The following is a 23,434-nucleotide window of genomic DNA, read 5'->3' on the forward strand; positions in this document are numbered from 1 at the left end:
GTGTGTGATCAGTGGCCGCGCGCGGCGGCGAGGAAGAGCTCGCGCGGGTTGTCCGCGAGCAGCCGGGTGGTGTCACCGGCGGTCAGTCCGTGCCGGTGCAGGCGCGGCACGAAGTGGGTGAGGATGTGGGCGTAGCCGGTGCCGCCGTAGCGCACGAGCATGGTCTTCAGGAACACGTCCTGGGAGAGCAGGACCTTGTGCCCGAGCCCGGCGCGGACCAGCCAGGCCACGGCGGCGGCGTTCTCCTCGTCGCATGGAGACTGCCCCTCGCCCGGATAGAGATAGTCCATGCCGCACATGTCGTAGCCGAGGTAGGCGCCGCGCAGGGCGAGGGACACCTGGTAGTCGCGGTCCGCGCCGCTGGGGTTCAGGTGCGAGAGCAGCGTGCCGGCGAGCAGGCCGCCCTCCTCGGCGACGACGTCGAGCACGCGGTGGCCGTGCCGCACCCAGCCGGGAAGATGGACCGAGAGCGGCACGCCGGTGCGGGCCTGCGCCCGGGCCGCGCCGCGCAGCACTTTCTCCTCCTCGGCGGTGAAGTCCGGCGAGACGCCGATCTCGCCGATCACACCGGCCCGGACGCCGTCGACGCCTTCGGTCAGGTCACGCTCGATCTCGTCGGCGATGTCCGCGGCGGTCATCGAGCGCACTCGGGCGGGGTGGGTCCTCTCGAGGTAGAAACCGCAGCCCATGACGATGTTCAGCCCGGTGGCACGGGCGATCGCGACCAGCTCGGCGGGCGCCCGTCCGATCCCCTCGGGAGTCACTTCGAGCACCGTGCGCCCGCCGCGCCCGGCGAACCTGCGCACCTCCTCGATGGCGGTCCCCGTGTCGTCCAGCGACACGTTGTCGCGAGAGAGGTACGGGTCGTTGCGGAGCCTGCCGAGGAACTCGATCCGTACGGGGTCGCGGGCGATCAGCTCCCCCTCGGCGTCGCCCTCGGGCGCGGGATGCCAGGCGCGGGCGCCGTCGTTGCGCAGGTGCTCGTGGCAGAGCGTGATCCCGAGGTCGTCAGGGGAAACCGGGCCGAGCACGGTCGTCACAGTCGTCGCGGCCGGAGGCCGGGGAGCCGGGGACGTCATTTCCGGATCGCCCCGAACTTCGCCCACACCTTGCTGTTGGCGAAGATGGCCAGCAGCAGGATGCCGCCCTGGACGATCTGCACATAGAACGGCGACACGTGCAGCAGCACCAGGCCGTTGGCGATCACGCCGAGCGTGAGCGCGCCGAGGATCGTGCCGAGCATGCTCGCCCGGCCGCCGAAGAGGCTGGTGCCGCCGAGCACGACGGCCGTGATTACCTCCAGCTCGAAGCCGGATCCGGCGTTGGACGAGCCGGAGCTGAGGCGGGTGGCGATCAGCACGCCTGCGACCGCCGCCGCCAGGCCGGTGAGCACATAGACGGTCAGCCCGACCTTCCGCGTGTTCACACCGGCGCGGCGCAGCGACTCGCCGTTGGAGCCGAGGCCGATGACATAGCGGCCGAACGGCGTCCGGGTGAGGACGAGCCAGCCGGCGAGCGCGACGACCACGGCGAGGATGGCCGGGACCGGCACCCCGGCGATGCGACCCTGGCCGATCTGGACGATCCAGAGGTCCCCGTCGATGGGGGTCGAGTAGCCCTCGGTGGCGCGCAGCGCCGTACCCCGCATGATCGACAGCATGGCGAGCGTGACGATGAACGGTGGGATGTTCTGATAGGAGGAGAACCACCCGTTCACGAACCCGATCAGCGCGCCGAGCGCGAGGATCGCGACCAGGGCGAGGGTGGGGTTCCACCCGTGCTGCAGCACGATCGCGAGCAGCGACCCGGACAGCGCGACGGTGGACCCGACCGACAGGTCGATGCCGGACGTGCTGATCACGAAGGTCATCGCGGTCGCCACGACCAGCGTGGGGGCGATCTGCCGCAACAGGTTGAGGATGTTGCCGGTCGTGGCGAACCGGTCGGCGGAGAACGCGAAGAAGATCAGCAGGGCCACCAGAACGGCCGCGATGGCGATCGTCTGCGCGTGCCGGCCGATGTGGGCGCTGGCCCTGGCCGACCTGGTGGTGACGACCCTCTGGCTGGTCCCGGGTCCGGTGGCGGTCTTGGCGGCGGTCACCGTCGCCTCCCCTCCTTGTCCTCCTCGTCGTGGGCGACGATCTCCGACACGAGCCGTTCGAGGCTGGTGCTCCGGGCGTCCAGGTCGGCCCTGAGCGTGCCCTCGTACATGACGCACAGCCGGTCGCAGACCCGGAAGAGGTCCTGCAGGCGGTGCGTGATGAGGATCACCGAGACGTCCTGGGCCGAGACCGTCTTGATCAGTTCGAGGACGGTCTCGACCTCGGCGACGGCGAGCGCCGCCGTCGGCTCGTCGAGGATGAGCAGTTTCGGGCCGAACGTCACCGCCCGGGCGATGGCCACCGCCTGCCGCTGGCCGCCGGACAGCCCTCCGACGGGGATGTCCGTCAGCGGGATCCGGATGTTCAGGGCGTCGAGGTGGCGACGGGCGTCCGCGTGCATCTTGCGCACGTCGAGCATCATCCCGCCGGCCCTGCGCGGCTCCCTGCCGAGGAACAGGTTCCCGGCCACGTCGATGTCGTCGCAGAGCGCGAGGTCCTGGTAGACCATCTCGATGCCGAGTTCGCGGGCGTCCTTGGGGCTGGCGAAGGAGACCGGCCGGCCGTCGAAGACGATCTCGCCGGAGTCCGGCACGACGGCGCCGGCCAGCACCTTCATGAGGGTGGACTTGCCGGCGGCGTTGTCGCCGACGAGCCCCACCACCTCTCCCGGGCCGACGCGCAGCGTCACCCCACGCAGCGCGTCGACCATTCCGTAGCGCTTGCGGATGTCGCGCATGACCACCCGGTCGACGCGCCCCGCCTCTTGGTCCGTCATGCGAGTCTCTTCACCGCTCACTTGAAGGTGGCGCGGTACGGGTCGACGTTGTCCTTGGTCACGATCGTCACGGGCACGTCGATGTTCTTCTTCGCCTGGGCGCCGCCGATCAGGGCCTTGGCCTCCTTGACCGCCTCGTAGCCCTCGGTCTTCGGGTCCTGCTGGACCACCCCGGCGACGAACCCCTCGTCGATGCCGTCGATGGCCTCCTTGGTCAGGTCCCAGCCGAAGACCTTGATCCGGTCGGCCGCGTTCTGCGACTTCACCGCGGCGACCGTGCCGAGCAGGGCCGGCTCGCCGGTGGCGTAGACGATGTTCATGTCGGAGCGGGAGGTGAGCAGGTTCTCCGCGGCCGTCATCGCCGTCTCCTGCTTGTTCTGCCCGTCGACGGTCTGCACGATCTTCGCGCCGGCGCCCTCGACGGTCTTGTTGAAGTCGTCCTTGCGGATGTTCTGGATGAAGGAGTTCAGCGCACCCACCACGCCGATCTTCGGCGCGCTCAGTCCCTGCGCCTGGGCCCACTTGTTGACGAACTCGCCCGCCTGCCGGGCCGCCGCCGCGTTGTCCACGCCCACCTGGGTGTCGACGGCGGGCGAGTCGACGATCGCGTCGACGGCGACGACCTTCAGTCCGGCGTCCTTGGCGATCTTCACGGCGGGCTTGATGCCCTCGACGTCGATGGCGACCACGATGACCGCGTCGAACTGCTGCTGGACGAAGTTGTCGATGGCCTCGTTCTGCTTGGCCGGGTCGTCGTTGGCGTTGAAGATCGTGAGATCGACGTTGGCCTCCTTCGCCGCCTGCTGGGCGCCGGCGTTCATCTCGTTGAAGAAGATCGCCTGCTGGTTGATCTGGACCAGTCCGACCCGCGGCCGGTCTCCGCCGGAGCCTCCGGAAGCGCCGGAGTCGTCCGAGCCGCCACACGCCGCCGCCAGGAGGCCGGTGGCCAGGATCGTCGTCGCCGCTGTCAGGCGGATGAGCCTCGTGGATCGAGCCATGAGAGAGGAACCTTTCGGGGGGGCGGACAGAGATGAGTCACCGGTTGGGTAATCGATTACCCGAGTTTCGGGCATGCTAGTGGGGTCAAAAAAGCAGCGTCAAGATGCAGTTTCCTCACTAAACCTCTATCGTTCCTTGTGATCCCGGCAGTGCAGGACGCTGCAAGGTCGATCATTGGTAAAGATCAAGGGAAATCGATTACACGATGGGCGTGACGATTCACGACGTGGCACGAGCGGCCGGTGTCTCCGTGGCCTCGGCCTCCCGTGCCCTCTCGGGGCGGCGCAAGGTCACGCCCGAGATCGCCGAGCGGGTGGCGCGCGCCGCCGGCGAGCTCGGTTACCAGCCGAACGCGGTCGCCAAGGCACTGCGTGACCAGACCACCGGCACCATCGGCATGGTCGTGCCGGGCATCGGCAACCCGTTCTTCACGACGATCGTCGAGGCGGTGGAGCGCGAGCTGCAGAACTCCGGCACCGACCTGCTGCTGTGCTCGTCCCAGTACAGCCCCGAGATCGAGGCGCGCAGGCTGGAGACCCTGCTGGCCCGGCGCGTGGACGGGCTGATCATCAGCCCGTGCGACATCGAGGCCAGCGTCCCCGCGGTGCTCGACGCGGCCCGCCGGGTGCCGCTGGTGCAGCTCGACCGCCACATCGAGGGGGGCGGGGCCGACTGGGTGGGCGTGGACGACGAGGCCGGGCTGGCCCTCGCGGTCGACCACGTGATCGCGGGCGGGGCCCGTTCCGTGGTCTTCGCCGGGAGCCGGCTGGTGAGCTCCTCCGCCCGGTTGCGGCTCAGCGGTTTCGAACGCGCCGCCGCGCGGACCGGCGTCGAGGTTCTGCCGCCACTGCTGGGCGAGTTCACCCTCGAATGGGGCGTCGAGGCCGGGCGCATGCTGCTCGACGCCGGGCGGCTGCCGGACGCCGTCGTCTGCGCGAACGACGAGATCGCCGTGGGCCTCGTGCGGTCGCTGCGGTTCGGCGGCAAGCGCGTCCCCGGGGACGTGGCAGTGGTGGGGTTCGACGACGTGGGACACGCGACCATGTGCGATCCGCCCCTAAGCACCGTGCGCCAGCCGGTGGAGGAGATGGCGGCCGAGGCCGTGCGCCTGCTCGGCCAGGTCAAGGCCGGCGACCCCCGGCCCGCGCAGCGCATCGCCATCGCTCCCAGGCTCGTCGTACGGCAGACCAGCCGGCCGGTGGCGGCCGGCGTCGCGGACTGAGTGAGGGAAGGAGGCCGCGTGGACGATGCGGTCGAGCTGACACGCGAGCTGATCAGGATCGACTCGGTGGGCGGAGGCGAGGCCGCGGTCGCCGAACCCCTCGCGAGACGGCTGTCGGACGCCGGTTTCGCGGTGCGCACGCACGAGCACGCGCCGGGCCGCACCGGGCTGGTCGCCCGCTGGGGGACGGGCGAACCGGTGACGCTGACCGGGCACCTCGACACGGTGCCGCTGGGCGGGCAGGCGTGGCGGCATGCGCCGCACGGCGCGGAGATCGACGGCGACCGCCTGTACGGGCGCGGTTCGAGCGACATGAAGGCCGGCGTCGCCGCACTGGTGGTCGCCGCCGAGCGGCACGTGCGCCGCACCGGGCCGAAGACCGCGCTGGAGTTGGTCTTCACCGTGGGCGAGGAGACCGGCTGCGAGGGCGCGGCGGACATGGTGGCCGCCGGCCTGGTGAGCAGGTCGCGCGCGCTGCTGGTGGCCGAGCCGACCGCCAACCGGGTGCTGCTCGGGCACAAGGGCGCCCTGTGGCTGGAGGCCACGACGCGGGGCACGACGGCGCACGGCTCGATGCCGCACCTGGGCGACAACGCGATCTACAAGCTCGCCCGCGTCATCGGCGCCGTCGAGACGTTCGACCCCGGGGTGCCGGACCACCCCTGGCTCGGCCCCTCCACGGTGAACGTGGGAACGGTGCGCGGCGGGATCAACGTGAACTCGGTGCCCGATCTGGCCGCCGCGACCATCGACCTGCGCACCGTCGCCGGCCAGGACCACGGACGGCTCCGCGAGCGGCTGCAGGCCGCGCTCGGCGACGAGGCGACCCTCGACGTGCTCGTGGACCTGCCCGCGATCTGGACGGAGCCGGACGACCCCGTCGTACGGACCCTGGTCGAGGCGGGGGCGGGCGCGCCCGGCGACCACCCTGCCGCCAGCTATTTCACCGACGCCTCGGTCCTCGCCGTCGCCTGCGGCGGGGCGCCTACGGTCGTCTGCGGCCCGGGTGAGCCCGAGCAGGCGCACGTCACCGACGAGTACTGCCTGGTCCACCGGATCGAGGAGGCCGTCGAGATCTACAGCACCGCACTCGCGCGCCTCGTCTGACCGGCGCGAGCGGCCCGGTGACCGGCTGTCCGGCATCGGACGCCGCCGCTCTGCCGGGGCACCTGCGTGGGCCGCCACAGTCGTGTCCACGACCGTCCACGGCGGACACCGGACGGTTATGGTCGGATTTATGGCAAGGTGATCAACACGCTTCCGGTCCACCCGAGGAGGTCGCGTGCGCGACATGTCCCCGCCTCTGCACATGCGGCGGGACGGATTCCATCCCGCCCCAGAGCTCTCCGCGCTGCGGAACGACGAAGGGGTGGCCAAGATCCGCACCGTCTTCGGCTCCGACGCCTGGCTGGTCACCAGGTTCGAGGACGTCCGTACGGTGCTGAGCCATCCCGAGCTGTACAGCAACGCGCTCGTGCCGCCGCTCCGGCCGCCGGGCGCGCCGCCGCCGAGCCCGGAGGAGGTCGCCGCGATGCGCGCCGGCAACCTGCTCGGCTCCGACCCTCCCGAGCACACCCGGCTGCGGCGGATGCTCACGGCCGAGTTCACCGTCCGCCGGATGCGGCGGCTGGAGCCCCGGGTCCAGCAGATCGTCGACGACCATCTGGACGCCATGGAGCGCGGCGGGCCGCCCGCCGATCTGGTGACCGACTTCGCCCTCCCGGTGCCCTCGCTGGTGATCTGCGAGCTGCTGGGCGTGCCGTACGCCGACCGGGCCGGCTTCCAGGACACGTCCAAGCGGCTCCTCGACGTGTCCCTGTCGCCGGACGAACGCGCGGCGGCGGCGGCGGAGTCCCGGGCGTACATCGCGAGCCTGATCAAGATGTTCCGGAAGGATCCCGGCGAGGACCTGCTCGGGATGCTCGTACGCGAGCACGGCGACGAGCTGAGCGACGCCGAGCTCTCGGGCATCGGCAGCCTGCTGCTGCTCGCCGGGCACGAGACCACGGCCAACATGCTGTCGCTGGGCACGTTCGCCCTGCTGCGGCACCCCGACCAGCTCGCGCTGCTGCGCGAGGAGCCCGACCGCGTGGACGCCGCCGTCGAGGAGCTGCTGCGGTGGCTGAGCATCGTGCATTCCGGCACGATCAAGCTCACCACGACCGAGGTCCGGCTGGGCGGACAGACCATCGGCGCCGGCGAGACCGTCATCTGCTCCCTTCCCGCCGCGAACCGCGACCCGGGGCTCTTCTCGAACCCGGACGAGCTGGACATCCTCCGGGATGCCGCCGGGCACGTCGCGTTCGGGCACGGCATCCATCACTGCCTCGGTGCACCCCTGGCCCGCATGGAGCTGCGCATCGCGTTCCCCGCCCTGCTGAGCAGGTTCCCCGGCCTGCGGCTGGCGGGCGAGCCCCGGTTCCGCTCCATGACCGTCGTCCACGGCCTGACCACGATGCCGATCGCCTGGTAGGCGTCCTGGCAGGCGCTCCGCTCACCACCGAGCGGCCGGCCCTCCGGCGTCCGACGCCAAGGGCCGGCTCTCGCCCGCACCCGTCGAGATCGCGGACGGACCTGGTCGATCAGGTCGTGGGGCGCGGATCCGGCTGCGCCGGCACGGGGCGGTGGGTGCGCAGCCGTACGGCGTGGTCGAGAACGCCGTGGTCATAGGCGGTCTCCGCGTGCAGCGCCAGGTCGACGCCGGACACCTCGTCCTCCTCGCTCACCCGGAAGCCCATGATCCGGTGGATCAGCTTGCCGATCCCGTAGGTGACCGCGAAGGCGTACAGCGCGACCACCGGCACCGCCAGCGCCTGCTTGCCGAGCTGGGCCAGCCCGCCGCCGTACAGCAGGCCGCGGGGGCCGTCGGCGCCGGTGAGGGTGCGGGTGGCCAGCAGCCCGATGAGCAGGGTGCCGACGACGCCGCCGACCAGGTGCACGCCGACCACGTCGAGGGAGTCGTCGTAGCCGTGCCGGAACTTCCAGCCGACCGCCTGCGAGCAGATCATGCCCGCGGCCAGGCCGATGACCAGCGCGCCCAGCACGTCGACCGAGCCGCACGACGGGGTGATCGCGACCAGCCCGGCCACGACGCCGGAGGCGACCCCGAACGTGGTGGGGTGGCCGTCGCGGCGCTGCTCCACCAGCAGCCAGCCCAGCAGGCCGGTGCACCCCGCGGCCAGGGTGTTGAGGAAGACGGCGGCGGCGGTGCCGTTCGCGGCCAGCGCAGAACCGGCGTTGAACCCGAACCAGCCGAACCACAGCAGCCCGGCGCCGAGCAGCACCAGGGGCAGGTTGTGCGGGCGCATGGCCTCGGCCTTGAACCCGATCCGCGGCCCGAGCACCAGCGCCATGGCGAGCCCGGAGGCACCCGAGGTGATCTCCACGACCAGCCCGCCCGCGTAGTCGAGCGTGCCCAGGCTCTGGATCCAGCCGCCGGGGCCCCACACCCAGTGCGCGATGGGCGCGTAGACGACGAGCGCCCACACCGGGACGAAGACCATCCAGGCCGAGAAGCGGGCCCGGTCGGCGATGGCGCCGCTGATCAGGGCCGCGGTGATGACGGCGAAGGTGAGCTGGAAGGTCGCGAACAGCAGCGTCGGCACCTGGCCGGTGACCGACTCGGTGGTGATGTCGTGCAGCCCCACGTGGGCGAGGCCGCCGATCAGGCCCCCGATGTCGGGGCCGAACGCCAGGCTGTAGCCGGCGGCCAGCCAGACGAGGGTGACGAGGGCGATCGAGACGAAGCTCATCATGATCATGTTGAGCACGCTCTTGGCCCTGACCATCCCGCCGTAGAAGAAGGCCAGGCCGGGCGTCATCAGCAGGACGAGCGCGGTGCAGGCCAGGAGCCAGGCCGTGGCGCCGCCATCTACCTTCACCGGCATGTCATCGCCTCACACTCCTCGGGGTGGTCGTCCGGCGGATCCGCCACGGGCGCACCATGAGACTCACCGCCGGCCGTTTCACGGCGTTTCCGGGTGTGTTACCGTGATGTTTCTTATTTCGAGGGCATTACCGGCTCCTCACCGGACCTTCGTCCGAGCCGTGCTTCGAGCCGTGCTCGGCCAGTTCCGCGGCCAGCAGCTCCCGCACGCGCCGCCAGGCGTCGCCGGCCGCCGCGGCGTCGAACGTGTCGCGGCGGTCGCAGAGGAACCCGTGACCGACGCCCGGATATTCGGCGATCTCGTGGCGTACGGCGGCGGCCCGCAGCGCGTCCGCGATCGCCCGGCGATGGTCCGGCGGCACGACGTGGTCCTCGGCGCCCACGAGGACCAGCACGCGCCCGGTGATGCCGGGGGTCAGCGCGAGCGTCGGCTCCGGGCGGCCGAGGGGGATGTCGGTGCCCGGGATCCAGCCGCCGTAGGCGACGATCACCGCCGCGAGGTCCAGGCGGGTGGCCGCGAGGTAGGCCACATGACCACCGACGCTCAGGCCTGCCATGCCGACGCGCGCGCAGCCCCGCGTACGCAGGTGATCGACGGCGGCGCGCACGTCGGCCAGCGCGTGGTCCCGCGTCATCCGGTGCAGGAGTTCGAAGCCGCGCTCGCGGCCCGCCGCGTCGTGCGGGAGTTCGATCATGGGGGCGTCGCGGTGATAGAGGTCCGGTGCCAGCGCGACGTATCCGTCCGCGGCCAGCCGCTCGCAGACGTCGCGTACGTGGGCGCTGACGCCGAAGAGCTCCATCGCCACGACCACGCCGGGGAAGCGCCCCGGGCCGGCCGGGCGGGCGAGGAAGCCGCCCATCCGCGACCCGTCGGCGACGGTCATCTCGACCGACTCGGTGAGGATCCGGTGGGAGGCAGGCGAAGGTCGTGTGGTCACGCGACGACGCTAATGTCGCCTCATCGCCGCAACCACAGGACGTTCATGCTAGTAACCGCAGTATCAGGATCGTCATGACCGATGCCGCCGATCCCGCACGGCTGAGGGAGCTGGGCGACTTCCTGCGCTCCCGGAGAGACCGCCTGAGCCCGGCCGACGTGGGGCTTCCCCCGGGCGCCCGGCGCCGCACGCCCGGCCTGCGCCGGGAGGAGGTCGCCACGCTCGCCGCGATCTCCCCGACCTACCTCGCCTTCCTGGAGCAGGGCCGCGACGTGCGCCCCTCGCGTCAGGTCCTCGACGCGCTGGCCGGCGCCCTGCGTCTTGACGCCGCCGAGCGTGCGCACCTGCACGAGCTCGTCCATCACGCCGCGCCACCGGCCGCCACGCCGAGCGGGGAGAGCATCTCCCCCGCTCTCGCGGAGCTCGTCGACCGGCTCGACCCGTGCCCCGCGTACGTCACGGGACGGCGCTGGGACGTGCTCGCGGCCGACCGCGCCGCGCGTGCGCTGTGGACCGACTGGCTCGTGCTGCCGCCCGAGGACCGCAACATGCTCTGGTGGATGTTCGCCGACCCGGCCGCGCGCACCGTCTTCGTGGAGTGGGAGCAGGAGGCGTCCGCGCTGCTCGCGCGCTTCCGTTCCGCCGCCGCCCGCCATGCCGGCGACCCCGCTTTCGCGGAGCTGGCCGCCCGGCTCAAGGCCGCCAGCCCGCAGGTGCGCGCGTGGTGGCCGCGGCACGACATCGCGCCGCTGAGCTCGGGCACCAAGCGGTTGCGGCATCCGGTGCTCGGCGAGCTCGAACTGCGGCACGTCGTGCTGCTCACCGCCGACGACGTCGAGCAGAAGCTCGTCGCGTTCCTCGCCTCGGACGCCGACCAGGCGCGGATCGCCGAACTGATCGCCGCCGGTTAGTGCCCGCGGCGTCAGGCCACCGAGGCGGGGAACCGTTCCCAGACCCGGTGGGCGGCCATCAGCCGCCGCACGGCGGTGAAGACCTCCGTGGCCGAGTCGCCGGACACCGCGCCCGGTGTGCCGGAGACTACCGGGGTTGGCGCGGATCTTCCTCGCCCTGGCGACCTCGACCGGGGTGTCGGTGAACGCGTTCTCGGCGTCACCGGCGACGAACGGGTTGCCGCCGTCCAGCGAGTTCGGCCGGTAGGGCGCGACCCCGGCGTGTACGGCGTGCTGATGGAAGCCGTCCCGGAACATGTCGTTGACCGGGCAGTGCGCCCGGTTGACCGGGGTCTGCGCGAAGTTCGGGCCGCCCAGCCGGGTGATCTGGGTGTCGAGGTAGGAGAACAGCCGCGTCTGCAGCAGCGGGTCGTCGGTGACGTCGATGCCCGGCGGCAGGTGACCGACGTGGGAGGCGACGCCTCGTCGACGAGCCGGAAGGTGTGGACGCCGAAGCCCTCCATCATCCGGTAGGAGCGCGGGATCCCGCGGTCGGACATGTTCCACATGGTGTGGTGCTGCGCCTCGGTGTGCAGGGACACGAAGTCCCAGAACGTGTCGTGGGCGCTCTGCGCCTGGGGGATCTCCCGGTCCGGGTGCGGCTTGCCCGCGTGGATGACGTCGGGGAACTTGATGCCGTCCTGGATGAAGAACACCGGGATGTTGTTGGCGACCAGGTCCCCTCGACGGTCGCCGGGGCGCTGCCCGGCGACCCGGGAACGTCCGGCGTCAGGAGGTCGGTCACCTTCTCGGCCGCGTTCTCCACGACATCCTTGACGGCCTTGGCGGGCTTGCCGGCATCCATTCGGCGAAATCCTCCATGGAGCGATCCGGGCACGTCCGCGCCGCGGTACCCGCAGGTAGGAGAGCCGAACACGCCGGTCCGCCCGAGGACCGGCCGCCGCGGCACCATGCGTGCCCGGTGTTACTTCAGGGCGTTCGCGGCGAGCCGGAGATCGGTGAAGGCCCGGTCGAGATGGGCGTGCAGGTCGTCGGCGGGGTCGGCGCCCCACCGGCGGATGGCGGCCGCGTAGGTGTCCATGCCCACCTGGGCGCACAGGGCCGCGAGCGGCTCGGCGACGCCGCGGGCGCGGAGTGCCTCGGTGAGCGCGGCGACGAGGGCCGCGCTCTTGGCCAGTGCCCGTTCCTGCAGGGCCGGCGTGGCGGCGATGACCGGCGCCCGCCGCCTGGTGACCGGGAGGTTGCGTTCGATCAGCGGCACGGCCTGGTGGAACGCGGCCCGCAGGGTGGGCAGCGGCTTGGTGCCGGCCGGCACCGCCGCGACCGCGCCGGTCAGCAGGTCGCGCAGCTGGGCCTCGCCGTCGAAGAAGACCTCGCGCTTGTCGGCGAAGTGGCGGAAGAAGGTCCGCTCGGTGACCCCGGCGCGGGCGGCGATGTCCCCGGTCGTGGTCTTGTCGTAGCCACGCTCCAGATACAGCTCCAGCGCGGCCTCCTGGAGGCGCAGCCGCACTTCATCCCCGTTCCGTGGCACGGCTGTGACCCTATCACAGGCGACAGTGACTGACACGAAGTTGCGTCAGTAACTGTCGCATCGTACAGTCAGCGACTGACGCAAATGCGTCAGTCACTGACGTTAAGAAGGTCATCGTGGAACAGCGATTCACCGGCAGGACGGTCGTGGTCACCGGAGCCGGTTCCGGCATCGGCGAGGGCATCGCACGGCGGTTCGCGGCCGAAGGGGCCAACGTCGTGCTCGCCGCGCGGCGCAAGGACCGGCTGGAGGCCCTCGCGGCCGAGCTCGGCGCCCACCGTGCGCTCCCCGTCGCCACCGACGTCACCCGCCAGGACGAGGTGCGGGCGATGATCGACGCCGGCGCCGCCCGGTTCGGCGGCATCGACGTCCTGGTCTCCAACGCCGGCGTCGGCCTCGGCAAGGAGTTCGCGGACACGACACTGGCGGACTGGCGGCTCCTCATGAGCACCGACGTCGACAGCTGCTTCTTCGGCGCGCAGGCGGCGCTGCCGTACCTGAAGGACAGCCGCGGCAGCATCGTCCACATCGCCTCGGCCTCCGGCCTCGGCGGCGACCGCATGCTCACCGCCTACAACGCGGCCAAGGGCGCGGTCGTGAACTTCACCCGCGGGCTCGCCTTCGACCTCGGCCATTTCGGCATCCGGGTGAACACCGTCGCCCCGTCGCTGACCGGACCGGAAGAACTGGCGGCCGAGCACGCCGACCTCGTCGAACGCTTCAACCAGCGCCGGGCGCTCGCCGGCTTCAGCACCCCGGCCGACGTCGCCGCCGCCGTCGGCTTCCTGGCCTCGGACGACGCCCGTTTCATCACCGGCGTCATCCTGCCCGTCGACGGCGGCATCACCGCCGGCAGCGGCCAGCCCTCCCTGTTCTGAAAGGACCTCCCATGCCCGGAATCAACGACGCGCTCGACCCGGAGCTCGCCACCGCGTTCGCCGCGATGCCCAAGGCCGCGAACGGCACCCTGCTCGACCTCTCCGACATCCCTGGCCTGCGCGCGCGGATGCGCGCGGCCCGCGCCCACCTGGCCCCGGCCCCTGCGGACCCGCGGGTCACGATCGAGACGCTGCGCATCCCCCGGGCCGACCGGACCGAGCTCGAAGTGGTCCTCTATCGCCCGGCCGGCGCCGGGCACGCCCTCCCCGCGCTGGTCTGGTTCCACGCCGGCGCCCAGGTCCTCGGCGACAACGCCCGCGACGACGACGCCTACCACACCGCCCTGGCCCTGGACCTCGGCCGCGTCCTGGCCGCCGTCGTCTACCGGCTCGCCCCGGAGACCCCGGCTCCCGGTGCCGCCGAGGACGGCTACCTCGCCTACACCCACCTCGTCGAGCACGCCGCCGAGCACCGGATCGACCCGCACCGGATCGGGCTCGCCGGTGCCAGCGGCGGCGGAGCGCCCGCCGCGGCCACCGCGCTCATGGTGCGCGATCGGCACGCCGTACGGCCGTGCTCGCTGTCCCTGCTCTACCCGATGCTCGACGACCGCCTGGAGTCGCCGTCGAGCTTCGAGGCCGTCTCCGAGGTCGTCTTCACCCGTACGGACATGCGGCTCGCCTGGGCCGCGGTCCTGGGCGACCGGCTGGGCACGGACGACGTGCACCCCTACTCCGCGCCCGGCCGGGCCACCGATCTCGCCGGCCTGCCGGACACCTTCGTCGCCGTCGCCCAGTTCGACGTGCTGCGCGACGAGGGCATCGACTTCGCCCGCCGGCTGACCGCCGCCGGTGTGCCGGTCGACCTGCACCTCTACGCCCGCGCGTTCCACGCATGGGATCGCTTCGCGGCCACGTCGGCCCTGGCCCGCTCGTTCGAGCAGACGTGGCACGCCTTCCTCCGCCGCAGCCTGCACGGCTGAGCCGCCTCCGAGCCCGGCGGCCGCAGGCGTACCCGGGAGTTCACGCCTCCCGGATGCTGACGGCGGCGTCAGGGTGCCGGTCGGCCGTGAACCGCCTGTGACCGGAGGTAGGCGCGCCATCCCCCGTGCCCGGTGATGTCGGCCGCGCCCCGCAGCCCTTCGGGGGCGCAGAGGAAGCCCGGCACGTTCGCGCCGTCGGCCAGCTCGACCTGGCCGAACGTCATCGGGCGGGGAAGGGCCGCGAGCATGTCGCCCAGCCCTTCGGCGGGCAGCTCCCACACCTCGCACTCGATGGCCGCGCCGCCTTCGGCGACCCGTACGAGCCCGGGTTTGGGCGGGTCGGTGGCCAGGGCGTGCAGCCGATAACGCGCGGCGGTCGTGGAGGCGGCCACCAGGCGGGCGCCGCGCGTGGTGAGCTCGTGGTTGAGCGGCTGTCCCGACAGGTGCGCGCCGACCACCGCGAGCCGTACGACCGGCTGGAGCAGCCGGGCGATGGCGGCCAGGTCGTCGTCGGCGTGGGCCCGGCCGACGAGCATGACGCCGTACGGCAGGCCGTCCACCTGCCCGGCCGGTATGGCAAGCGCGCACATGTCGAAGAGGTTGACGAAGTTGGTGAAGCGGCCGAGGTCGCTGTTGACGCCGACGGGGTCGGCCGCGACCTGTGCCGGCGTGGGATGGCGCGGGGTGACCGGCAGGAGCAGCGCGTCGCGGTCGCCCAGCAGGGAGAAGGCCCGCTCCCGCAGCTCCGCGAGCCGTTCCCGGTCGGCGAACAGGCGGTGGGCGGGCAGGTCGCGGGCGGCGGTGATGATGGAGGCGACGACCGGATCCAGGTCGGGGCCGCCCTTCTCGACGAACGCGCCGACGGCGGTGTAGCGCTCGGCGACGAACGCCCCCTGGTAGAGCAGCGCGGCGGCCTCCAGGAAGGGGCCGGGGTCGATCGGGCCGGTCTCCACGCCCGCCCAGGCCAGCCGTCCCGCCGTCGCCTCGAACGCCTCGGCCCAGCCCGGGGCCAGCGGGCCGAGATCGGCGGTGGCGGGCACGGCCACCCGCCACGGCCCTGTACGGCGGGCCGGACGGGACGCGGGCCGTGCGGAGGAGCCGGTCATCATGGCCAGTGCCCGCTGGGCCTCGGGGAGCGTGCGGGCGAAGACGCTGACGCAGTCGAGGCTCCGGCAGGCAGGCACCACGCCGTCCGCAGAGATCAGGCCACGGGTCGGCTTGATCCCCACGATGCCGTTGAAGGCGGCCGGAACCCGGCCCGAGCCCGCGGTGTCGGTGCCGAGCGCGAGGTCGGCCAGGCCGAGTGCGACGGCGACCGCCGAGCCCGAGCTGGATCCCCCGGAGATCCGGGCCGGGTCCGTGGCGGCGCGCACCGCGCCGTACGGGCTGCGGGTGCCCACGAGCCCGGTGGCGAACTGGTCCAGGTTGGTGGTGCCGAGCACGATCGCGCCGGCCTCGCGCAGGGCGGCCACGGCGGGGGCGTCGGCGTCCGGGAGGTAGGCGTAGGAGGGGCAGCCCGCGGTGGTCGGCAGTCCGGCCACGTCGATGTTGCCCTTCACCGCCAGCAGGCGGCCCGCGAGGGGAAGGGGTTCGCCGCCCGCCACCCGGGCGTCCACGGCGGCGGCCTCGTCCTCAACGTCGGCCTGCGGCCGCAGGTCGATCCAGATCTCCGGACGGCCGGTCTCGGCGATCCGCGCGTAGGCCCTGCGGACCCGGTCCAGTGCCGTCTCAGCCACGATCACTCCTCAGCACCACCATCGGGACGCCCGCCTCGACCTGCTCGCCGGGCCTGACCAGGACGCGTTCGACCACGCCGTCCTCCGGGGCCAGGACGGCGGACTCCATCTTCATCGCCTCCAGCACGATCAGCGGTTCCCCCTCGGCGACCCGCCTGCCGGGTGTGACGCCGATCTGCCAGACGCTCGCGGCGAACTCCGCCTCCACCACCCGGCAGCCCGGCGGGACGTCCAGCTCGGTCTCGGCCGGGCCCGGTGGCTGCTCCGCGCGGTCGAACTCGCCCGCCGCCTGCCAGGCCGCGCGCTCGGCCGCGAAGGCGGCGGCCTGCCGTTCGCGGAAGGCCGCGATGGAGCCGGCGTGCTCGTCGAGGAAGCGGCGATAGTCGGCGAGCCGGAACACTCCTTCTTCGATCTTGGGTTCGAGGCGCCCGGCCGCCAGGTCGGCGCGCAGTTCGAGCAGCTCTTCGGCCGTCACCGGATACCAGCGGATCCGGTCGAAGAAGCGCAGCAGCCAGGGCGAGCCGGGCTCGAACGCGCCGCGCTGCTGCCAGCTCGACCACACCTGCGTGGTGCGGTCGACGAACTGGTAGCCGCCCGGTCCCTCCATGCCGTAGATGCACAGGTACGCGCCGCCGATGCCGACGGAGTTCTCGGCGGTCCAGGTGCGGGCGGGGTTGTACTTGGTCGTGACCAGGCGGTGCCGGGGATCGAGCGGGGTGGCCACGGGCGCGCCGAGATAGACGTCGCCGAGCCCGAGGACGAGATATTCGGCGTCGAAGACGATGCGATGGACCTCGGCCTCGTCCTCCAGGCCGTTCACCCGCCGGATGAACTCGATGTTCGACGGGCACCAGGGCGCGTCGTCGCGCACGCCCGCCATGTAGCGGGCGATGGCCTCCCGGGTGGCGGGATCGTCCCACGACAGGGGCAGGTGGACGACGCGGCTGGGCACCTCCAGCTCCCCGGTGGGCGGCAGACCGGCCTCGATGTGGAGCAGTTCGACCAGCAGGTCGCGCTGCGAGAGCACGGCCGGGTCGAGATGGACCTGAAGCGACCGGATGCCGGGGGTGAGGTCGACGACACCAGGCAGGTCGCGGGCGGCGACCGCCTCCGACAGCGCGTGCACCCGCATGCGCAGGCCCAGGTCGAGCTCCATCGGGCCATACTCGACGAGGATGTTGTCGTCGCCGCTGCGCCGGTAGGTGACGGCGGGCCGCTCGCCGGTCTCGGGGAGACGGTGCAGCACGCCGCCGTCGCCGGGGACGCCGATCGCGGGCGGCACGGGGACGAAGGTGACGGTGTCTCCCGGCCGGAGCTGGCCGAGTTTCCAGCGTTCCGAGGTGACGACGGTCGCCGGGCACACGAACCCGCCGAGCGAGGGGCCGTCGGGGCCGAGCACGACCGGCATGTCGCCGGTGTAGTCCACCGCGCCCACCGAATAGGGGGTGTCGTGGATGTTGGACGGATGCAGTCCCGCCTCTCCCCCGTCGAGGCGGGCCCAGCGCGGTTTGGGGCCGACCAGGCGGACGCCGGTGCGCGCGGAGTTGTGGTGGACCTTCCACTGGGCGGCGTAGAAGTCGCGGATGTCCTCGTCGGTGAAGAACTCGGGGTTGGCGTGCGGGCCCTCGACCACGCCGATCCGCCAGGCGTGCCCGAACTCGGGCCGCTCCGCCAGGGTTACACCACCGTCCGCGCCGCCGTCGTAGAGGCGGCCCCCGTGAAGGACGTCACCCGCGCGCAGGGCCCGGCCGCCGTGGCCGCCGAACCCGCCGAGCGTGAACGTCGCGGCGCTGCCCAGATAGGCGGGCACGTCGAACCCGCCCGCGACGAGCAGGTAGACCCGCAGCCCCGGCCCTTCGGCGGCGCCGATGTCCAGCACGCCGCCGGCGGGCACGGTGACCGGCTCCCACTGCGGCACCGGCGTGCCGTCCACGGTGACGGGCGTGGGCGCGCCGGTGACGCAGACGGTGGCGGCGTGGCTGAAGCGCAGCGCCGGGCCCCGCAGCGTGCACTCCAGGCCGGGCGCGCCGGGGTCGTTGCCGAGGACGGCGTTGCCATATCTGAAGGAGCGGTCGTCCATCGGTCCGGACGGCGGCACGCCCACCTGCCAGTAGCCGGCGCGTCCCGGCCAGTCCTGAACGGTCGTGAGCGTGCCGGGGCGCACCACCTCGACGCGCCGGGAGCCGTCGGCGAGCCCGGCCAGGGTGGCGGTGCCGTGCGTTGCCGCCCGTACGGAGGGGTCGCCGGCGGCGGCGCGCAGCAGCCCGACGTTGGTCTCGACGCCGTCGATCCTGGTCTCGGCCAGCGCCGCGGCCAGCCGGTCGAGTGCCTGTTCCCGGTCGGCGCCGTGCGCGATCACCTTGGCGAGCAGCGGGTCGTAGGCGCTGCTCACCTGGGTGCCCGTCTCGACCCAGCCGTCGACCCGTACGCCCGGGGGGAACGAGACGTGGGTGAGCAGGCCCGCGCTGGGCCGGTGGTCGCGGCTAGGGTCCTCGGCGTAGACCCGGGCCTCGACGGCGTGGCCGACGGCCACGGGCGGGGTGCGCAGGGCGGCGTGCACGTGCCCCGCGTCGCCCTGGGCCAGGCGCAGCATCCACTCGACCAGGTCGACGCCGTAGATCGCCTCGGTGACCGGGTGCTCCACCTGGAGACGGGTGTTGACCTCCAGGAAGTACGGCTCGGCGCGCACGGGGTCGTAGATGAACTCGACGGTGCCGGCCGACCGGTAGCGCACGGAGGCGCACAGACCGGCGGCGCTGTCCGCGAGCCTGGCCCGCACGGCCGGCGGCAGGCCGGGCGCGGGTGCCTCCTCCAGCACCTTCTGGTGGCGCCGCTGCAGCGAGCAGTCGCGGTCGCCGAGCGCGACGACGTTGCCCATGCCGTCGCCGAAGACCTGCACCTCGACATGCCGGCCCCCCTCGACCAGGCGCTCCAGGAACAGCCCGGCCGAGGCGAAGCTCGCGGCGGCCGTACGCTCGACGCTCTGCCACGCCTGGGCCAGCTCGCCGGCGTCGCGGCAGGCGCGCATGCCGATGCCGCCGCCTCCGCCGGTGGCCTTGAGCATGACCGGATAGCCGATGTCGCTCGCGGCGTCCAGGGCCGCGTCGAGGTCGGGGAGCAGGCCGGTGCCGGGGAGCAGGGGCACCCCGGCCGCCTCGGCGGCGGCGCGGGCGGTGTGCTTGGCCCCGAACAGGTCGAGCTGCTCGGGAGTGGGACCGACGAAGGCCAGCCCTGCGGCCTCGACCCGGCGCGCGAAGGCGGCGTCCTCCGACAGGAAGCCGTAACCGGGGTGGACGGCGTCCGCGCCGCTGTCCAGGGCGGCCCGCAGCACCCGGTCGGCATCGAGGTAGCTCTCCCTGGCCGGAGCGGGGCCGAGCCGTACGGCGTGGTCGGCCAGGCGGACGTGGGCGGCGCCCCGGTCGGCGTCGGAGTAGACGGCGACCGTGCGCAGCCCGAGGCGGCGGGCGGTGGCGATGACGCGGACGGCGATCTCGCCCCGGTTGGCGACGAGGAGGGTGTTCATCGCACCGTCATCCGTACGGGCGTGGGATCGAAGCCGTTGCACGGGTTGTTGATCTGCGGGCAGTTGGAGACCAGGACCAGCACGTCGGTCTCGGCGCGCAGGGTGACCGCGAGGCCGGGAGCGGAGATGCCGTCCACGATGCCGAGCGTGCCGTCGGCCTCGACCGGGACGTTCATGAACCAGTTGATGTTGCTGACCAGGTCGCGCTTGCCGAGCCCGTGGCGGCTGCCCTCGATGAGGAAGTTCTCGACGCAGGCGTGCTGGGAGTAGGTGTGGTGCCCGTAGCGCAGGGTGTTGGACTCCTTGGAGCAGGCGCCGCCGACGGTGTCGTGGCGGCCGCAGGTGTCCGCGACGACGGTCATCAGCGGGGTGTGCTCGTTCGACAGCAGCACGCTGCCGGTGGTGAGGAAGATGTTGCCCTGGGCGTGGATGGTGTCGGGGGCGCTGTAGCGCACGGCCGTGTCGTGCGCGTCGTACAGCAGGAAGTCGACCGCCTGGTTGCCGCCGAGGTCGGTGATGGTCAGCTCCTGCCCGGCGCGGATGACGGCCGACCAGGGGGCGCGGGCGGCGACGGTGACGTCGAGCACGGACGTGTCGGTGAGGGTCATCGGGTCACCTCGGCGGTGTTGAGGAAGGCGCGGCGGCCTTCGGGGCTCGCCTGCCACAGGGGGTCGTCGGGTGCGGTGGGCCGGGCGCGCCAGGCCAGGACCTCCAGCGGGGTGCAGGTGTAGGCGGGGCGCGGGTCGATGGGGTGCGCGGTGTTGGCGATGAGCACGACCAGCGGCATCTCGGCGCGCAGGGTGACCGACGCGCCGGGCCCGGCCGAGCCGGTGAAGATCAGGCCGCCGTCGGGGCCGACCCTGACCCCCTGGAAGAAGGAGATCGACGGGGGCAGGTCCCGGGGCTGCAGGCCGTGCTTGGCGGCGGCCAGCGTGAACAGCTCCCGCCCGGCGGGGGACGCGCCCTGCGGCGAGCCGTCGCCGTACCGCTCGATGTTGCGCCGCAGGGTGGAGGTCCCGCAGATGGTGTCATGGCGGCCGGAGGTGTCGGCGACCATCGAGGCCAGCACGCGGCCCTGGTCCGACAGCAGCAGGTGGCCTTCGCCGATGTAGGCGTTCCACAGCACCTTGACGGTGTCGGCGACGTTGAGCCGTTCCCAGGGGCGGCCCTCGACGTAGAGCAGCAGGTGTGCGCAGGCGTCGCCGGCGAGGTCGGTGAGGCGCAGCTCGGTGCCCCGGGCCAGCACCTTGTGGGTGTAGCCGCCCCCGGCGACGGTCTCGGCCCACACGAGGTCGGCGGGGTCGACGCCGTCCGGCGGGGCGGGCCAGTCGGAGGCCGGGAGCACCGGCATGGTGTCGCTCGTGGTGCCTTCCTGTGCTCGGGCGTGCTCGCGCGCGCCGTACGTCGTGCTGGTCGCCATGACGCGATCTCCTCGGGGGGTGGAAGTTCCGGGGGCGAATTTCTGTCGCGTGACAGAAATTAGGCGGCGCATGTTTCCTCTCACGCGCCGCGACGTTTCCCATCCGTTACCGGAAGCGCACAGCGGCGGCGCCCGTCCGGAGGTGTGCGACGATCGTCCGGTGAGTGCCAGTTCCACCGTCAGAAGAGTCGGCAGGCCGCGAGCCGTCGAACGGCCCCGAAGTGAGCTGAGCCCCCGGGAGGAGATCCTGACGGCGGCGGCGGAGTTGTTCACGACGCACGGCTACGCCGCGACCTCGACGCGGGCGATGGCCGAGCGGGCCGGGATCAGGCAGGCGTCGATCTACCACTATTTCGGCGGCAAGGAGGACATCCTCGCCGAACTGCTGGAGAGCACGGTGCGGCCCTCGCTGGAGACCGCCCGCGCTCTCACCGGCGGCACGCCGGAGCAGCGGCTGTGGGAGCTGTGCTACTGCGACGCCAGGCTGCTGTGCTCGGGCCCCCACAACCTGGGCGCGCTCTATCTGCTGCCCGAGGTGCACACCGAACGGTTCGCCGCCTTCCGCCGCATGCGCGACGAGCTCAAGGACACGTACGGCCGGCTGCTGGCGGAAACCTCCGCCGGAGCGGCGCTGACGCCCGCCGAGCGGGCGCTGCGCACCGATCTGCTGTTCGCGCTGATCGAGGGCGTCATCCTGATCCGCAGGGACGCTCCGGGCGAGATGGCCGCCGACGTCCTGGAGACGCTGGCGGCCGCCACCGCCGACGCGGCGCTACGCCTGGCCGGCGTTCCCGACGGGGATCTGCCCGGCCTGCGCGACACGGGCCGCGGGCCGGCGTAGCCGCCGGTAGAGCGCGCCCAGGGCCACGACCGCCGCCAGGAAGAGCACGGTGAACCACTGGAAGAACCAGTGGCCGGTGATCGGCGCGTACACCTCGGCCCTCGGCCACGCCAGGTTGACCGCCATCGCCAGGCCGTAGCAGAGGGCCAGCGCGTTGACCGGCAGGCCCCAGCGGCCCATGCTGAACAGTCGGCTGCCGTCCTCGGCGAACCCGGCCGGCGCCCCGCCCCGCCAGCCGCCGCGCAGGCGCTGGAGCAGCAGCGGGCCCGTCACCATCGCGTACGCCAGGTAGAGCAGCACGATGCAGGTGGTGCCGATGGCCAGGAACGCCTCCGGAGAGGCGAAGTTGAGCAGCAGGATGGCCGCCGCGCCCATCCCGGTGACCAGCGCGGGCCCGGTCGGCATCCCGCTGCGGGGCGAGACCCTGGACAGCGCCTTCGACCAGGGCATCGCCCCGTCACGCGACATGGAGAACAGCATCCTGGTGGCGGCGGTCTGGATCGCCAGGGTCGCCACGGTGATCGCGAGCACGACGTCGGCCAGCAGCAGCTTGCCCACCCAGTCGCCCAGCCTGCTGGTGAGCACGTACGACAGGCCCTCGGAGGCCAGCCTCCCGTCGGTCAGGCTGGGCGCGGCGAGCAGACCGGCGAACAGGATGAGCCCCCCCGAGCACCCCGGCCGCCGTGAGCGCGGTCAGGATCGTACGCGGCGCGACCCGCCGGGGGTTGCGGGTCTCCTCGCTCAGCTCCCCCGCGCTGTCGAACCCGATGAGGACGTAGGCGGCGGTGAACGAGCCGACCAGCAGCGCGCCGATGGCTCCGCCTTGCCCGCCGGTGCTGAGCGTGATGCCGGGGCCGTGCTCGGCGTGGGTGAGCAGCAGCACCACGATGAGCACCGCCCCGATGATCTCGGCGGTGACGCCGATCCCGTTGACCCGGGCGAGAACGCGGTTGTCGACGACGTTGATGGTCGTGGTGAGCGCGAGCAGCACCAGGCCGAGGATCGCGGCGTTGGCCGCACCGGTGGCCGTCGTGGGCGTGGGGTCGCCGCCGACGAGCTGGAAGCCCGGCCAGATCGCGGGCAGCACGACCTGGAGGGCGAGCGCCGCCGCCGCGATCACCACGATCTGCCCGAGGATCATGATCCACCCGGCGAACCAGCCGAACGCCGCCGTGCTGAGCCGCGTCGACCACTGGTAGATGGAGCCGGAGATCGGATAGCGGGCCGCCAGCTCGGCGAAGTTGAGGGCGACCAGGATCTGCCCGGCCAGCACCACGGGCCAGGTCCAGAAGAAGGCGGGGCCTCCGAAGGCGTACCCGAACGCGAAGAACTGGAAGACCGTGGTCAGCACGGAGATGAAGGAGAATCCGGCGGCGAAGGAGGCGTACCTGCCCATGCTGCGGTGCAGCTCCTGGCGGTAGCCGAACGTCTGCAGGGCGCTCTCGTCGGTGGGGGGCGAGGAAGGGACGGTGACGGCCATCGGGGCTCCGGGCGCTGGGGGGATTTCTGTCGATTGACAGATATGTACGGGGCCGTCGTTTCCCCGGCGTCACGCGCGCGTTCATCCGCCGTAACGCATCCCTCACCGCCCGACCGTCGCTCGCCCGCTGCGGGCATCCCCTGATCGGTCCGCACAGCGGGGCCTGCTCGGGCAGGTCGTTGCCGAGGCGCAGCTCGGCGCGCACCCGG

General features: G+C 72.5%; 19 protein-coding genes and 2 pseudogenes. 7 read left to right on the forward strand and 14 right to left on the reverse strand.

Translation table 11 applies throughout. The annotated features are described in order from the left end of the window. Positions 1–8: 8 nt before the first annotated feature. From OHB01_RS35645 to OHB01_RS35660, 4 genes are read right to left on the reverse strand one after another with little or no spacing between them, the layout of a single operon-like run. Positions 9–1,031 carry a phosphotriesterase family protein gene (locus OHB01_RS35645; RefSeq protein ID WP_260617495.1) on the reverse strand — a complete coding sequence of 341 codons (1,023 nt, stop codon included), beginning with the start codon at positions 1,029–1,031 and terminating at the stop codon, positions 9–11. A 44-nt stretch (positions 1,032–1,075) separates the two neighbouring features. Then, a complete protein-coding gene (locus OHB01_RS35650; RefSeq protein ID WP_142651205.1) occupies positions 1,076–2,101 on the reverse strand; it encodes an ABC transporter permease in 1,026 nt (341 codons plus the stop codon). Further along, entirely contained in the window at positions 2,098–2,877 is a 780-nt protein-coding gene (locus OHB01_RS35655) for an ATP-binding cassette domain-containing protein (protein ID WP_168066447.1), read from the reverse strand. The genes OHB01_RS35650 and OHB01_RS35655 overlap by 4 nt, the downstream gene beginning before the upstream one ends. Before the next feature lie 17 nt (positions 2,878–2,894). After that, a complete protein-coding gene (locus OHB01_RS35660; RefSeq protein WP_142651206.1) occupies positions 2,895–3,875 on the reverse strand; it encodes a substrate-binding domain-containing protein in 981 nt (326 codons plus the stop codon). Between the two features lie 206 nt (positions 3,876–4,081). Here OHB01_RS35660 and OHB01_RS35665 point away from each other — a divergent pair, with 206 nt between their 5' ends. The 3 genes from OHB01_RS35665 to OHB01_RS35675 all read left to right on the forward strand — a co-directional run bounded on the left by OHB01_RS35665 (position 4,082) and on the right by OHB01_RS35675 (position 7,571). Then, positions 4,082–5,098 (forward strand): LacI family DNA-binding transcriptional regulator, encoded by a 1,017-nt coding sequence (locus OHB01_RS35665; RefSeq protein WP_142651207.1) that lies wholly within the window; start codon positions 4,082–4,084, stop codon positions 5,096–5,098. An 18-nt stretch (positions 5,099–5,116) separates the two neighbouring features. Next, positions 5,117–6,205, forward strand: coding sequence for a M20 family metallopeptidase (locus tag OHB01_RS35670; protein WP_142651208.1), 1,089 nt, complete (start codon positions 5,117–5,119; stop codon positions 6,203–6,205). A gap of 184 nt (positions 6,206–6,389) precedes the next feature. Continuing rightward, positions 6,390–7,571 (forward strand): cytochrome P450, encoded by a 1,182-nt coding sequence (locus tag OHB01_RS35675; protein WP_328855881.1) that lies wholly within the window; start codon positions 6,390–6,392, stop codon positions 7,569–7,571. A gap of 109 nt (positions 7,572–7,680) precedes the next feature. Here OHB01_RS35675 and OHB01_RS35680 read toward each other — a convergent pair whose 3' ends face one another. Both OHB01_RS35680 and OHB01_RS35685 read right to left on the reverse strand, forming a co-directional pair. Beyond that, positions 7,681–8,985, reverse strand: a complete 1,305-nt coding sequence (locus OHB01_RS35680; protein ID WP_147944715.1) for an ammonium transporter — start codon at positions 8,983–8,985, stop codon at positions 7,681–7,683. Between the two features lie 127 nt (positions 8,986–9,112). Then, positions 9,113–9,922, reverse strand: coding sequence for a dienelactone hydrolase family protein (locus OHB01_RS35685; RefSeq protein ID WP_328854573.1), 810 nt, complete (start codon positions 9,920–9,922; stop codon positions 9,113–9,115). Positions 9,923–9,996: 74 nt separating this feature from the next. Between OHB01_RS35685 and OHB01_RS35690 the strand changes: the two genes are divergently transcribed. Further along, the gene (locus OHB01_RS35690) at positions 9,997–10,833 is read left to right on the forward strand and encodes a helix-turn-helix transcriptional regulator (RefSeq protein ID WP_168066449.1); all 837 of its coding nucleotides are present in this window, start codon (positions 9,997–9,999) and stop codon (positions 10,831–10,833) included. Between the two features lie 126 nt (positions 10,834–10,959). Here the strand turns inward: OHB01_RS35690 and OHB01_RS35695 are convergent. Together OHB01_RS35695 and OHB01_RS35700 are read right to left on the reverse strand one after the other, a co-directional pair. Further along, positions 10,960–11,552 (reverse strand): annotated as a pseudogene (locus OHB01_RS35695) (catalase); the annotation flags it as partial. A 245-nt stretch (positions 11,553–11,797) separates the two neighbouring features. Next, positions 11,798–12,364: a TetR/AcrR family transcriptional regulator gene (locus OHB01_RS35700; protein ID WP_168066451.1), complete on the reverse strand. Its 567-nt coding sequence runs from the start codon at positions 12,362–12,364 to the stop codon at positions 11,798–11,800. 116 nt (positions 12,365–12,480) lie between these two features. Between OHB01_RS35700 and OHB01_RS35705 the strand changes: the two genes are divergently transcribed. Then, entirely contained in the window at positions 12,481–13,242 is a 762-nt protein-coding gene (locus OHB01_RS35705) for an SDR family NAD(P)-dependent oxidoreductase (protein WP_142651210.1), read from the forward strand. An 11-nt stretch (positions 13,243–13,253) separates the two neighbouring features. After that, positions 13,254–14,225, forward strand: a complete 972-nt coding sequence (locus tag OHB01_RS35710) for an alpha/beta hydrolase fold domain-containing protein (protein WP_328854574.1) — start codon at positions 13,254–13,256, stop codon at positions 14,223–14,225. A gap of 68 nt (positions 14,226–14,293) precedes the next feature. Here OHB01_RS35710 and atzF read toward each other — a convergent pair whose 3' ends face one another. The 4 genes from atzF to OHB01_RS35730 are packed head-to-tail and all read right to left on the reverse strand — an operon-like array spanning position 14,294 to position 20,904. Continuing rightward, positions 14,294–15,961 carry an allophanate hydrolase gene (atzF, locus tag OHB01_RS35715; RefSeq protein WP_328854575.1) on the reverse strand — a complete coding sequence of 556 codons (1,668 nt, stop codon included), beginning with the start codon at positions 15,959–15,961 and terminating at the stop codon, positions 14,294–14,296. Further along, on the reverse strand, positions 15,954–19,484 hold the full coding sequence (locus OHB01_RS35720) for a 5-oxoprolinase/urea amidolyase family protein (protein WP_328854576.1): 3,531 nt from the start codon (positions 19,482–19,484) through the stop codon (positions 15,954–15,956). The genes atzF and OHB01_RS35720 overlap by 8 nt, the downstream gene beginning before the upstream one ends. After that, a complete protein-coding gene (locus OHB01_RS35725) occupies positions 19,481–20,092 on the reverse strand; it encodes an urea amidolyase associated protein UAAP2 (RefSeq protein WP_142651214.1) in 612 nt (203 codons plus the stop codon). Before OHB01_RS35725 ends, OHB01_RS35720 begins: the two co-directional genes overlap by 4 nt. Beyond that, positions 20,089–20,904: an urea amidolyase associated protein UAAP1 gene (locus OHB01_RS35730; RefSeq protein ID WP_142651215.1), complete on the reverse strand. Its 816-nt coding sequence runs from the start codon at positions 20,902–20,904 to the stop codon at positions 20,089–20,091. The genes OHB01_RS35725 and OHB01_RS35730 overlap by 4 nt, the downstream gene beginning before the upstream one ends. 160 nt (positions 20,905–21,064) lie before the next feature. Between OHB01_RS35730 and OHB01_RS35735 the strand changes: the two genes are divergently transcribed. After that, entirely contained in the window at positions 21,065–21,745 is a 681-nt protein-coding gene (locus tag OHB01_RS35735; RefSeq protein ID WP_205830985.1) for a TetR/AcrR family transcriptional regulator, read from the forward strand. Here OHB01_RS35735 and OHB01_RS35740 read toward each other — a convergent pair. Both OHB01_RS35740 and OHB01_RS35745 read right to left on the reverse strand, forming a co-directional pair. After that, positions 21,677–22,402 carry an amino acid permease gene (locus OHB01_RS35740; RefSeq protein ID WP_328855882.1) on the reverse strand — a complete coding sequence of 242 codons (726 nt, stop codon included), beginning with the start codon at positions 22,400–22,402 and terminating at the stop codon, positions 21,677–21,679. The genes OHB01_RS35735 and OHB01_RS35740 overlap by 69 nt on opposite strands. 16 nt (positions 22,403–22,418) lie before the next feature. After that, a pseudogene (locus OHB01_RS35745) lies at positions 22,419–23,225 on the reverse strand (amino acid permease); the annotation flags it as partial. Positions 23,226–23,434: the final 209 nt, after the last annotated feature.

Origin of the sequence: Microbispora hainanensis, assembly GCF_036186745.1 — a bacterium.
In the GTDB taxonomy this organism is placed as follows: domain Bacteria; phylum Actinomycetota; class Actinomycetes; order Streptosporangiales; family Streptosporangiaceae; genus Microbispora.